The sequence below is a fragment of the Bradyrhizobium sp. URHA0013 genome, assembly GCF_000518345.1.
Classification (GTDB): domain Bacteria; phylum Pseudomonadota; class Alphaproteobacteria; order Rhizobiales; family Xanthobacteraceae; genus Bradyrhizobium.
Genome location: NZ_JADK01000003.1, coordinates 1,513,397 through 1,526,153 on the forward strand (window position 1 = coordinate 1,513,397; position 12,757 = coordinate 1,526,153).

The 12,757-nt window shown below is 64.4% G+C and carries 11 protein-coding genes; 8 read left to right on the top strand and 3 right to left on the bottom strand.

Features of this window, described 5'->3' with window-relative positions; genetic code table 11:
- Positions 1–108 precede the first annotated feature (108 nt).
- The gene (locus tag N551_RS0107395) at positions 109–681 is read left to right on the top strand and encodes a hypothetical protein (protein WP_027566408.1); all 573 of its coding nucleotides are present in this window, start codon (positions 109–111) and stop codon (positions 679–681) included.
- Positions 682–685: 4 nt separating this feature from the next.
- Here the strand turns inward: N551_RS0107395 and N551_RS0107400 are convergent, their stop codons facing one another.
- Complete coding sequence (locus N551_RS0107400) at positions 686–1,651, bottom strand: tyrosine recombinase XerC (RefSeq protein WP_027566409.1); 966 nt, start codon at positions 1,649–1,651, stop codon at positions 686–688.
- A 111-nt stretch (positions 1,652–1,762) separates the two neighbouring features.
- Here N551_RS0107400 and N551_RS0107405 point away from each other — a divergent pair, with 111 nt between their 5' ends.
- On the top strand, positions 1,763–3,973 hold the full coding sequence (locus N551_RS0107405; RefSeq protein ID WP_027566410.1) for a primosomal protein N': 2,211 nt from the start codon (positions 1,763–1,765) through the stop codon (positions 3,971–3,973).
- A 107-nt stretch (positions 3,974–4,080) separates the two neighbouring features.
- On the opposite strand, the gene N551_RS0107410 is transcribed toward N551_RS0107405, so the two are convergent.
- Positions 4,081–4,590: a septal ring lytic transglycosylase RlpA family protein gene (locus tag N551_RS0107410; protein ID WP_027566411.1), complete on the bottom strand. Its 510-nt coding sequence runs from the start codon at positions 4,588–4,590 to the stop codon at positions 4,081–4,083.
- 638 nt (positions 4,591–5,228) lie between these two features.
- On the opposite strand from N551_RS0107410, the gene N551_RS0107415 reads away from it, so the two are divergent.
- The 6 genes from N551_RS0107415 to N551_RS0107440 all read left to right on the top strand — a co-directional run bounded on the left by N551_RS0107415 (position 5,229) and on the right by N551_RS0107440 (position 12,119).
- The gene (locus N551_RS0107415) at positions 5,229–5,789 is read left to right on the top strand and encodes a F0F1 ATP synthase subunit delta (protein WP_027566412.1); all 561 of its coding nucleotides are present in this window, start codon (positions 5,229–5,231) and stop codon (positions 5,787–5,789) included.
- Positions 5,789–7,318, top strand: a complete 1,530-nt coding sequence (gene atpA / locus N551_RS0107420) for a F0F1 ATP synthase subunit alpha (protein WP_007604342.1) — start codon at positions 5,789–5,791, stop codon at positions 7,316–7,318. The genes N551_RS0107415 and atpA overlap by 1 nt, the downstream gene beginning before the upstream one ends.
- A 153-nt stretch (positions 7,319–7,471) precedes the next feature.
- Positions 7,472–8,347, top strand: coding sequence for a F0F1 ATP synthase subunit gamma (locus N551_RS0107425; protein ID WP_027566413.1), 876 nt, complete (start codon positions 7,472–7,474; stop codon positions 8,345–8,347).
- Between the two features lie 52 nt (positions 8,348–8,399).
- Positions 8,400–9,842: a F0F1 ATP synthase subunit beta gene (gene atpD, locus N551_RS0107430; RefSeq protein WP_027566414.1), complete on the top strand. Its 1,443-nt coding sequence runs from the start codon at positions 8,400–8,402 to the stop codon at positions 9,840–9,842.
- An 86-nt stretch (positions 9,843–9,928) separates the two neighbouring features.
- The gene (locus N551_RS0107435) at positions 9,929–10,336 is read left to right on the top strand and encodes a F0F1 ATP synthase subunit epsilon (protein WP_027566415.1); all 408 of its coding nucleotides are present in this window, start codon (positions 9,929–9,931) and stop codon (positions 10,334–10,336) included.
- 151 nt (positions 10,337–10,487) lie between these two features.
- Entirely contained in the window at positions 10,488–12,119 is a 1,632-nt protein-coding gene (locus N551_RS0107440; RefSeq protein WP_027566416.1) for an adenylate/guanylate cyclase domain-containing protein, read from the top strand.
- A gap of 77 nt (positions 12,120–12,196) precedes the next feature.
- Here the strand turns inward: N551_RS0107440 and N551_RS0107445 are convergent, their stop codons facing one another.
- Positions 12,197–12,697 (bottom strand): RNA pyrophosphohydrolase, encoded by a 501-nt coding sequence (locus tag N551_RS0107445; RefSeq protein WP_027566417.1) that lies wholly within the window; start codon positions 12,695–12,697, stop codon positions 12,197–12,199.
- Between the last annotated feature and the right edge of the window lie 60 nt (positions 12,698–12,757).

Below are 12,757 nucleotides of genomic sequence, written 5' to 3' on the forward strand. Positions count from 1 at the left end.
CTGCCTGTTTACCAACGATTGACCGAACCGCGCGACGGGCGCAAGTGGCAAGCCGCGATGCCCGTTGCAATTAAGGGTTTCGCGTCCGGGCTGATCTAGTCCTGTCCTATGACCACAGCGGAATTCATCGCAGCCTGCGTCTGGCCTTCCATCCTCGCCTCCGCGTTTGCGCTGCTGAAGGCCCGCAACACCGCGGCCTTTCCGTTCGTCGGCAAGATTGTCCTCGCGCTGGGCCTGATCTACATCGGCCTGTTGCGGCTTTATGACAAGAGCTCGATCATCGCAGTCAACGACGTCCATATCGGCCTCGTTGTTCTGGGCCTGATTATCGTCGGCTCGCAGCTGCGACAACCTCCGCTGTACGGCTCATGGGGCGACAAGGCGAAGGCGTTCGCCTCGATGATCCTGATCGTGCTGCTCGGCAGCGGTCTTGCGTGGTATGCCGGACGAATGCTGTTTCTCGATCACCTGACGTCCCGCCTTGTGATCGAAGGCCGTGTCGATCGTGCGTGGAGGTCAGGTAGCCGTCGCAAGGCGGACTATTTCGTTCGCATCGCGGGCCAACCGGTGAAGGTCACGGCGCCGCTGTATGAGCGGCTGGAGACGTTCAGGCCGATGGTCCGCGTCGAGGTCGGGCGCGGCTCGAACTACGTCTACGATATCGAGTATCTCGCCAACTGAGCCGCTATCGGCGCGGATGCGCGCTGGCATAGACTTCCAGCAGCCGCTCGGCATCGATGCCGGTATAGATCTGCGTGGTCGAGAGCGAGGCATGGCCGAGCAATTCCTGGATCGCGCGCAAATCGCCGCCGCGTGACAACAGGTGCGTGGCGAAGGAATGCCGGAGCGCGTGCGGCGTGGCGCTGTCGGGCAGACCGAGCGCGCCGCGCAGCCGCTCCATCGCGAGCTGGATGATACGCGGGCTCAAGGGCCCGCCGCGCGCGCCGACGAAGATCGGGCCCTCGGCCGGCAGCGGATACGGGCACATCGCGACATAGTCTTGCACCAGTGCGAGCACGTTCTGGAGCACCGGCACCATGCGGGTCTTGTTGCCTTTGCCAGTTACGATCAGCACGTCGCCCTCGCCGGGACGCGGCACCTCGCGGCGCGTCAGCCCCAGCGCTTCGGAGATGCGCAGGCCCGAGCCGTAGAGGAGAGCCATCACCGCGGCATCGCGCGCCAGAATCCAGCTCTCGCGATCCTCGCCGGCGCGCTCGTCGGCGTCCGCAAGACGTTTGGCCGACGCCATCGGCAGCGGCTTTGGCAGGCTCTTGGCGACTTTCGGCGCGCGGATCGCCGAGAGCGCCCCGACCTTGCCTTTGCCTTCGCGTTCGAGGAAGCGGCCGAACGAGCGCAGGCCCGCGAGTGCGCGCATCAGCGAGCGCCCGGCAATATCGTCGGCACGGCGCATCGCCATGAAGGCCCTTATATCGGTGGCCTCCAGCGCAGCGAACCGCTTCAGCGTCACCCGCTCGCCCCAATGGTCGCAGAGGAAATTCAGGCACTGCCGCAAATCGCGGGCATAGGCTTCCAGCGTCTTCGGCGACAGCCGCCGCTCCGCGCCGAGATGCGACAGCCAGCGCGTCATCTCCTGCGCGATACCAGGATCGGCGCTGGCGAGCTCGATTTGGGGGGCGGCCGCTTTGCTCATGCGCTCTGGACGTGGTGATTCCACTCAGTATATCGCATCACACTCGTTTATCGTTCGCTAAGGTCGCCTCCGGGCGCTAGCCTTGAAGCCCCGGGTTCCGATTCCTCCTCCATGGATCACACGTCGCGCAGCAACGCCGTCTCCGCCAACGCGACCCGCATGGTCGACGTGCTGGTGCCGGTCGCGCTCGACCAGACCTATTCCTACAAGGTGCCGCGTGGGATGGAGCTGAAGGCGGGCGATATCATCGGCGTGCCGCTCGGCTCGCGCGAGGTGCTCGCCGTGGTCTGGGCCGAAAACGCCAATCCGGATCCGCGCCTGCACAACCGCCTGAAGGAGGTCAGCGAAAAGCTCGGCATCGCGCCGCTGAAGCCCGAGTTGCGTGCGGTCGTCGACTGGATCGCCAATTACACGCTGAGCCCGCGCGGCATGGTGCTGCGCATGTGCCTGCGAATGGGCGAGAACCTCGGCCCCGAGCGGGTGCGTGCCGGCGTCCGCCTGGTCGGCGATCCGCCAAAACGTCTGACGCCGGCGCGGCAGCGCCTGATCGAGGTGCTGTCGGACCGGCTGCTGCACGGCAAGTCGGAAGCCGCCAAGGAGGCCGGCGTTTCGGCCGGCGTGATCGACGGCCTCGTCGATGAAGGCACGCTCACAGTCGAGCCGATGCCGCCGCCTCCGCCGCCGCCGGCCCCAGATCCGGATTTCAGCAGGCCGGATTTTTCGCCGCTTCAGCGCGCCGGGGTCGATGCCATGCGCGCACTCGCCGCCAACGGCAGCTTTCACGTCGCGCTGCTCGACGGCGTCACCGGCTCGGGCAAGACCGAAGTTTATTTCGAAGCCGTGGCCGAGGCGATCCGCCGCGGAAAGCAGTCGCTGATCCTGATGCCGGAGATCGCGCTCACCGGCCAGTTCCTCGATCGCTTTGCGCAACGTTTCGGCGTGCGGCCTTTGGAATGGCATTCCGAGCTGACGCCGCGCACCCGTGCACGCAATTGGGCGGCGATCTCCGAGGGCAGCGCGCCGGTCGTGGTCGGCGCGCGCTCGGCGCTGTTTCTGCCCTACGCCAATCTCGGCCTCATCGTGGTCGATGAAGAGCACGACCAAGCCTACAAGCAGGACGAGGGCGTGCATTATCACGCCCGCGACATGGCGGTGGTGCGTGCTCATATCGCAAAGGTTCCGATCGTGCTGGCGTCGGCGACGCCGTCGGTCGAATCCGAGGTCAATGCGCGCAAGAACCGCTATCAGCGCATCGCGCTGCCGTCGCGCTTCGGCGGCCAGCACATGCCGCATATCGAGGCCATCGACATGCGCCGCGAGCCGCCGGCGCGCGGCCGCTTCATCTCGCCGCGGCTGGCGTCCGAGATCAGGACCGCGATCGAGCGGCGCGAGCAGGCGCTCTTGTTCCTCAATCGCCGCGGCTATGCGCCGTTGACGCTGTGCCGCGCCTGCGGCCATCGCTTCGCCTGCACCATCTGCGATGCCTGGCTGGTCGATCATCGCTTCCGCCAGCGCCTCGTCTGTCACCATTGCGGTTTCTCGATGCCGCGCCCGCAAACCTGTCCGCATTGCGCGGCGGAGGAATCGCTGGTCGCGGTCGGGCCTGGTGTCGAGCGCTTGCAGGAAGAGGCGGCGGCGCTGTTCCCGGAGGCGCGCACCATAGTGCTGTCGAGCGATCTCATCACCTCGATCGAGACGATGCGCTCGGAACTCAATGACATCGCGGAGGGCCGCGTCGACGTCATCATCGGCACCCAGCTCGTCGCCAAGGGCCACAATTTCCCGCGGCTCAATCTCGTCGGCGTGGTCGATGCCGATCTCGGCCTGTCCAATGGCGATCCGCGCGCCTCGGAACGCACCTGGCAATTGCTCAACCAGGTGATCGGCCGTGCCGGCCGCGAGCAGGGCCGCGGCGTCGGCTATCTCCAGACCCACCAGCCCGATCATCCCGTGATGAAGGCGCTGATCGCCTGCGACCGCGAAGCCTTCTACGACAGCGAGATCGATTTGCGCGAACGCACGCTCTATCCGCCGTTCGGGCGGCTCGCGAGCCTGATCATTTCCGCCGGCGACCGGCCGAGCGCCGAAGGCTTTGGCCGCCACCTCGTGGCGCTCGCGCCGCGCGATGAGCGCGTGGTGGTGCTGGGCCCGGCGGAAGCCCCGCTCGCGGTCATCAAGGGCCGCTACCGCTTCCGCATTCTGGTGAAATCAGCACGCGGCTTCGACCTGTCGGATTATCTGCGCAACTGGCTTGCCGTATGCCCGAAGCCGAAGGGCAATCAAAAGCTCGAAGTCGACGTCGATCCGCAGAGCTTTTTGTAGGCCACCGCTCTCTCCCCGTCGCTGCGCTCCTCGCAATGACGGCGGAGGAGCAAACAAAAAGCCCGCCGTCCCCCAAGACGGCGGGCTTGTTTCACGCGTCGCGCGTCTTAGGAGACGACTTCCGCGGTGACGCGGCCGACGCCGGCACCTGTGAGGCCGATGGCGCGGGCAGCGCCCGTGGAGAGGTCGAGGACACGGCCGCGAATGAACGGGCCACGGTCGTTGATGGTGACGATGACGCTGGAGCCGCCATGGGTGACCCGCAGCTTGGTGCCGAACGGCAGCGAACGGTGCGCCGCGGTCATGGCGTTCTGGTTGAAGCGCTGGCCCGAGGCGGTCCTGCTGCCGGACTCGTTGCCGTAAAAGGAAGCCATGCCGGAGAAGGAACGTCCGGTGCCCTGCGACGGCGTCATCGACGCATTGGCGTTACGCCAATCGGAGGTCGTGTTGGCGTCGTTCTGGGCGTGGTGGCGGTGATGATGGTGGGAATACCGATGGTGATGGCGGGATTTGGCGGAAGCTTCGGTGGCAGTTCCACCGATGAGAAGAGTTGCGGCAACAAAGGCGATCGCCGTACGCGGCCGGGTCACAGAGCCCAGCGTCTTCAAACAAAGCATATATTGGTCCCTAAGCTAGTATTGCCACATATGTGGCAAGTGGAGCCCCCGTAAGTTTGCGAGCGGGACCGCGTTTCGATTCCTAATGAGGCGTGAATTGGGCAGTAAATCCGTTCTGTGTCTTCATGTAATATCTTGTTACCGGCGGGGATATTCGGCCGATATTCCGTAATCTTGGATTTTAACGATTCATTAACCTCTATATTACTTACAAATACTGTAAAACGAAGTCATCGCTTCCCGCATTTAGAATTGGGTAAGTATTCGGCGAGTGAAGCGGATGCGCCCGGAATCACGCCTCAGCGATCCGTGTTCATGGCCGCTATGCGCTGAGGGCAGGAACAAATCGCCGGCCTCGGCCCATGGGCTGGCTTAAGCGCTGTGGCAATTCCGCGGCGTGGCAGGTCGTCGTCGCGGACTGCGACGAACTGGCGACAGAACGTCATGCCTTTAATTTGGCGTCATGTTGCACGTGCGCGCCTGCTATGTTAGCAAAGCCGCGATTTTAACGAGCCCGGCACTTCCGTGCGGGGTCGAAAATCGAAGTCCCGCTTGAATTCCAAGGGCTTGGATCGCTAGGCGCCGCTTTGTGGCGACGGTTTTTCCCTTGCGAGTTTGACAGCAAAAAGAGCACGTCTGTGGCTGCAGAAGATACGTCCGTTTCCGGTGTGTCGGGCCGTTATGCAACGGCCTTGTTTGAACTGGCCCGCGACCAGAAAGTGGTCGACGAGGTCAAAGCGGATCTCGAGAAATTCGAGGGCATGCTCAACGAAAGCGCCGATCTGAAGCGCCTCGTTCGCAGCCCGGTTTTCGCGGCCGACGCCCAGTCCAGGGCCCTCTCGGCCGTGCTGGACAAGGCAGGCATCGCCGGCATCTCCGCCAATTTCCTGAAAGTGCTCACCGCCAACCGCCGCCTGTTCGCGGTGGCTGACGTCATCCGCGCCTATCGCGCCTTGGTCGCCAAGTTCAAGGGCGAGGCCACGGCCGACGTCACCGTGGCGGAGGCGCTCTCGGACAAGAATCTCGACGCCCTCAAGGTTGCCCTGAAGTCGGTGACCGGCAAGGACGTCGCGCTCAACGTGAAGGTCGATCCCTCGATCATCGGTGGCCTCGTGGTCAAGCTTGGCAGCCGGATGATCGATAGTTCGCTTCGCACCAAACTCAATTCGATCAAGCACGCGATGAAAGAGGCAGGCTGATGGACATCCGCGCCGCGGAAATTTCCGCGATCCTCAAGGACCAGATCAAGAATTTCGGCCAGGAAGCTGAAGTCTCCGAAGTCGGACAGGTGCTGTCCGTCGGCGACGGTATCGCCCGCGTTTACGGTCTGGATAACGTCCAGGCCGGTGAAATGGTCGAGTTCGAGAACGGCACCCGCGGCATGGCGCTGAACCTCGAAACCGACAACGTCGGTATCGTTATTTTCGGCGCCGACCGCGAGATCAAGGAAGGTCAGACCGTCAAGCGCACCCGCGCCATCGTGGACGCGCCGGTCGGCAAGGGCCTGCTCGGCCGCGTCGTCGACGCGCTCGGCAATCCCATCGACGGCAAGGGCCCGATCCAGGCCGACAAGCGCATGCGCGTCGACGTCAAGGCGCCCGGCATCATTCCGCGCAAATCGGTGAACGAGCCGATGGCGACCGGCCTCAAGGCGATCGATGCCCTGATCCCGATCGGCCGCGGCCAGCGCGAGCTGATCATCGGTGACCGTCAGACCGGCAAGACCGCGATCGCGCTCGACACCATCCTCAACCAGAAGCCGCTCAACGCGCAGCCGGACGAGAACATCAAGCTGTATTGCGTCTACGTCGCGATCGGCCAGAAGCGCTCGACTGTTGCCCAGTTCGTGAAGGTGCTGGAAGAGCAGGGCGCGCTGGAATATTCGATCATCGTCGCCGCCACCGCGTCCGATCCGGCGCCGATGCAGTACATCGCGCCGTTCACCGGCTGCACCATGGGCGAGTACTTCCGCGACAACGGCATGCACGCCGTCATCATCTATGACGATTTGTCCAAGCAGGCCGTCGCCTACCGCCAGATGTCGCTCCTGCTGCGCCGCCCGCCGGGCCGCGAAGCCTATCCGGGCGACGTGTTCTATCTGCATTCCCGCCTGCTCGAGCGCGCGGCGAAGCTGAACAAGGACCAGGGCTCGGGCTCGCTGACGGCGCTGCCGGTCATCGAAACCCAGGCCAACGACGTGTCGGCCTACATTCCGACCAACGTCATCTCGATCACGGACGGCCAGATCTTCCTGGAAACCGACCTGTTCTTCCAGGGCATCCGCCCCGCGGTGAACGTCGGTCTGTCGGTGTCGCGCGTCGGCTCCTCGGCGCAGACCAAGGCCACCAAGAAGGTCGCCGGCAAGATCAAGGGCGAGCTGGCGCAGTACCGCGAAATGGCGGCGTTCGCGCAGTTCGGCTCCGATCTCGACGCCTCGACCCAGCGCCTGCTTAACCGCGGCTCGCGTCTCACCGAGCTGCTGAAGCAGCCGCAGTTCGCGCCACTGAAGATGGAAGAGCAGGTCTGCGTGATCTGGGCCGGCACCAACGGCTATCTCGATCCGCTTCCGGTCAACAAGGTGCGTGCGTTCGAGGACGGTCTGTTGTCGCTGCTGCGCGGCAAGAATGTCGAGATCCTCAACGCGATCCGCGACAGCCGCGATCTCTCTGACGACACCGCCGCCAAGCTGAAGTCGGTGGTCGAAGGTTTCGCCAAGAGCTTCGCATAAGAGAACGGTCGCAAGGCCGGGCTTGTTGTCCCGGCCTTCCGTGCCTCACTGCATGGAAACGAAGACGTGGATGCCCGGGACACGCCCGGGCATGACGACTGGGATAGGCTAGCGGCTTGATCCAAGCGATCGAACCGCCGGGGTGAACGAAGAATGGCGTCACTTAAAGACATGCGCGTCCGCATCGCCTCCACCAAGGCGACGCAGAAGATCACCAAGGCCATGCAAATGGTCGCGGCGTCCCGGTTGCGCCGCGCCCAGCAAGCGGCCGAGGCGGCGCGGCCCTATGCCGACAAGATGAGCGCGGTGATCTCCAACATCGCCAGCGCTGCCGCCGGTTCGCCCGGCGCGCCGGTGCTGCTGGCCGGCACCGGCAAGGACCAGGTTCACCTGCTGCTGGTCTGCACCGGCGAGCGCGGCCTGTCCGGCGCCTTCAACTCCTCGATCGTGCGCCTCGCGCGCGAGCGCGCCCAGGCGCTGATGGCGCAGGGCAAGGAGGTCAAATTCTTCTGCGTCGGACGCAAGGGCTACGAGCAGCTCCGCCGCCTGTACGACAAGCAGATCGTCGAGCATCTCGACCTGCGCGGCGTTCGTCAGCTCGGCTTCGTCAACGCCGAGGACATCGCCAAGAAGGTTCTGGCCCGCTTCGACAACGGCGAATTCGACGTCTGCACGCTGTTCTACGCGCAGTTCAAGTCGGTAATTGCCCAGGTCCCGACCGCGCAGCAGATCATTCCGCTGACCGTGGAAGAAAAGGCGGCGAACGCGCCGTCGACGTCCTACGACTACGAGCCGGAGGAAGACGAACTCCTCTCCGGCCTGTTGCCGCGGAATATCGCGGTGCAGATTTTCCGTGCGCTGCTGGAAAACAACGCCTCGTTCTACGGCGCCCAGATGAGCTCGATGGATAACGCCACCCGCAACGCGGGCGAAATGATCCGCAAGCAAACCCAGATCTACAACCGAACCCGTCAAGCCCAGATCACCAAGGAGCTGATCGAGATCATCTCCGGCGCCGAGGCGGTCTGACGCACGAACCAAACGACGGTCGTTCAAGTAAAGAATTTCGAAGGAGAGCTTCATGGCTACAGCAGCTACCCAGGTCGGTCGTGTCACCCAGGTCATGGGCGCCGTCGTCGACGTTCAGTTCGAAGGCCATCTGCCGGCCATTCTGAATTCGTTGGAAACCAGGAACGGCAACATCCGCCTCGTGCTGGAAGTTGCGCAGCATCTTGGTGAGTCCACCGTGCGCACGATCGCGATGGACGTGACCGAAGGTCTGGTCCGCGGCCAGGAAGTGACCGACACCGGTCAGCCGATCTCGGTTCCCGTCGGTGCGGGCACGCTCGGCCGCATCATGAACGTGATCGGCGAGCCGATCGACGAAGCCGGCCCGATCCAGTCCGAGGGCACGCGCGCCATCCATCAGGAAGCGCCGAGCTACACCGACCAGTCGACCGAAGCTGAAATTCTCGTCACCGGCATCAAGGTCGTCGACTTGCTCGCGCCCTATGCCAAGGGCGGCAAGATCGGCCTGTTCGGCGGCGCCGGCGTCGGCAAGACCGTGCTGATTCAGGAGCTGATCAACAACGTCGCGAAGGCGCACGGTGGTTACTCCGTGTTCGCCGGCGTGGGCGAGCGTACCCGCGAGGGCAACGACCTCTATCACGAGTTCATCGAGTCCAAGGTCAACGCCGATCCGAACAATCCGGATCCGAGCGTCAAGTCGAAGTGCGCGCTGGTGTTCGGCCAGATGAACGAGCCGCCCGGCGCCCGCGCCCGCGTCGGCCTCACCGGTCTGACCGTCGCCGAGCACTTCCGTGACCAGGGCCAGGACGTGCTGTTCTTCGTCGACAACATCTTCCGCTTCACCCAGGCCGGTTCTGAAGTGTCGGCGCTGCTCGGTCGTATCCCGAGCGCCGTGGGTTATCAGCCGACGCTCGCCACCGACATGGGCGCGCTGCAGGAGCGCATCACCACCACGCAGAAGGGTTCGATCACCTCGGTGCAGGCCATTTACGTTCCGGCCGACGACTTGACCGACCCGGCGCCCGCGACCTCGTTCGCGCATTTGGACGCCACCACGGTGTTGAACCGCGCGATTTCGGAAAAGGGCATCTATCCGGCGGTGGATCCGCTCGACTCGACCTCGCGCATGCTCTCGCCGCTCGTCGTCGGTCAGGAGCACTACGACACCGCGCGTCAGGTCCAGCAGGTGCTGCAGCGCTACAAGTCGCTGCAGGACATCATCGCCATTCTCGGCATGGACGAACTTTCGGAAGAGGACAAGCTGACGGTGGCCCGCGCCCGCAAAATCGAGCGCTTCCTGTCGCAGCCGTTCCACGTCGCCGAAATCTTCACCGGCTCGCCCGGCAAGTTCGTCGACCTCGCGGACACCATCAAGGGCTTCCGCGGCCTCTGCGAAGGCAAGTACGACCACCTGCCGGAAGCCGCCTTCTACATGGTCGGCACCATCGAAGAGGCGATCGAAAAGGGCAAGAAGCTTGCGGCCGAGGCGGCCTAAGCTGCGAAGGGCGAGCAGGGAGTAGCGAATAGTCGCGCTGCTCCCCCTCCATTCGCAATTCGCTACTCACCATTCGCAGGTTTCCAATGGCCACCTTCCACTTCGATCTCGTCTCGCCGGAAAAGCTCGCCTTCTCGGGCGAGGTCGACCAGGTCGATATCCCCGGCGTCGAAGGTGACTTCGGCGTGCTGGCGGGACATGCGCCGGTCGTGGCCGCGATCCGGCCCGGCATTCTCACCGTAACCACCGGCGGCAAGCACGAGAAGATTATCGTGCTCGGCGGTATCGCCGAAGTTTCCGACAAGGGGCTGACCGTGCTCGCCGACGTCGCGACCTCGCTGGCCGAGCTCGACCGCGCCCAGTTCGCCGCGACCGTCTCGGAGATGGAAGAGGGATTGAAGGAGCACGAAGGCAACGAGCTCGATCAAGCCATCGCGCGGCTCGACCACTTCAAGAGCATCCAGCAGCAGCTCAACAGCACGGCGATGCACTAAGCCCCGGTGCACTGCGCCGGGGCTCAAGCTACAAATTCCTGAATAAGTTCAGCGCTCGTCACGGAAGTGGCGGGCGCTGAAACTTTGTTGCACCGCGCCGCCGATAGCGCCATTCTGCGCCCGCGAACTTTGTTCCGGGGGCCGGCCGCAGATGAAACGCAAGATCGCAGCGATTTTCGCAGCCGATATTGCCGGCTATTCACGACTGGTCGCGGAAGACGAAGAGGAGACGCTGCGGCGTCTCGCCTCCTATCGCGAGGTCGTCGACGATTTCATTGCCAGGGCGGGCGGACGCATCTTCAACACCGCGGGCGACGCCGTGCTCGCGGAATTTCCAAGCGCGGTCGATGCGGTGCGCTGCGCGATCGACATCCAGGAATCCCTGCGGACCCGCAACATGGCCTATCCGCCAAGCCGGCAGATGTCGTTTCGCATCGGCATCACCATCGGCGACGTGGTCGAGCGCGACGGCGATCTGCTCGGTGACGGTGTCAATATCGCCGCCCGGCTCGAGGGCCTCGCCGAGGTCGGCGGCATCTGCGTTTCCCGCGCGGTGCACGAGCAGGTCGCCAACAAGCTGTCGGTGCAGTTCGCCGATATCGGCGCGCAGGAGGTCAAGAACATCCCGACGCCGGTGCACGCCTATATGGTCGCGATGCGACGCGGGGACGGCAGCTACGCGACGCCGCAGATCAAGAAGGTGACGAAGGCCGCGCCCGCGCCGAACTGGATGTGGCCGCTGGTGGTCGGTGTCGTCTCCATCGTCGCCATCGGCGTCGGCGGCTTCCTCTATTTCACCAAGCTCGAGACCACGAGGGCGCCGGCGATCGCAGCGACCGTGCCAAGCCCCGTATCGAGCCCTGCGCCCAGCGTGGTTGCATCAACAGCGCCAAGCCCATCAGCCACCATGGCGGCGAAAGCGCCGATGCCCATGCCGGCACCATCGGCTTCGCCGATGGCCGGCAAGTTTCCCGCCGACAGCGTCCCCTTCATCAACGAGCGCATCCGCAACTACCTGGCTGGCGACTATTCCGCTGCCGGCGACTACAAGGCGTTCGCGCTCAATGTCGGCGGCTTCACCGGCGCGTCGTTGAATCAGCCGAACGAGGAAGCCGCGCGCAACGCCGCACTCGATCAGTGTCAGAAGCGCGCCGATGCCGCGCAGTCGCCGCGGCGCTGCGAGCTCTATGCGGTCGGCAACAACGTCGTCTACACGCACGGCAAGCCGCCGATGCCGCCGCAACCGTTCGTCCGGCATGATGCCATGACCGCGCGCACCTTCGCCTCGAAAGACTTTCCGATGGTGCGTGATCCCGCCAAGGTCCGGCTCGAGAACATGTTCGTGCCTGCCGCGAAATCCCGCGCGGTCGCGCTCGGCCCGGGCGGTCAATATTTCATGGTGATGGGCGCGTCATCCGCCGACGATGCCGCGCGGCGTTCGCTGGAATCGTGCGGCGCGATCGCCGGCGTCGCCTGCCTGGTCGTTGCGGTCGACGAGAATTTCGTCGTGCCGATCCCGACCCTGCTCCGGATCACCGGCTTCTTCCACGCGGCGTCCAACGCCTCGATTGTCGCCGATGCGCGCGACGAGGTGGTGCGCAAGCTCGCCGATGGCATGGGCTGGAACGCCGTCGCGGTCGGCACCGCGGGCCGGCCGGGCCTCGGTGTGAGGGCCGCCGACGAGCAGTCCGCCGTCAATTCCGCGCTCGCCGACTGCGCCAAGCGCGACAGCGATTGCCACGTCATCGCGATCGGCCCGTTCACGGTGGGACCAATCAACTAGGCTTTCGCAAATTTCCGGAAAAAGTTCTCTAATGATTTCAACCCCGTTCTACTGTGCATGGGGTTGTTTTCGCGTTTTCAGTTTGCGAACCGCGCAAACTGCTGCGCCACGGCGCTGTAGACGTGGCGGCGGAACGGCACCACGACATCGGGGACGCGGTCGAGCCGCTCCCAGCGCCAGGCGTCGAACTCGGCGGGCTGCCCGTTGCGCGGCGTCAGCGGATCGATCTCGTCATCCTTGCCGGTGAAGCGCAGCGCGAACCACTTCTGGCGCTGGCCGCGGAATTTCGCCAGCCGATGCGTCTGCGGCCCGTCATAGGGCGGGAATTCGTAAGTCAGCCAGTCGGTCTCGCCGAGATAGGTTGCGCTCTTGACGCTGGTCTCTTCCCAGAGCTCGCGCAGCGCGGCGTCGCGCAAATCCTCGCCCTCGTCGACGCCGCCCTGCGGCATCTGCCAGTCCAAGCCCGGAAGGATGATCTCGGGGCCGTCGCCCTTGAAGCGGTGCCCAATCAGCACGCGGCCATCGGCGTTGAACAGCGCGATTCCGACATTGGGACGGTAGGGTTTTTCAGTGGTCACGCGTGGATCTCTCGTCGTCATTTCAGGCGATGCATTAGCATCAAGCTGGAACGGCGACTT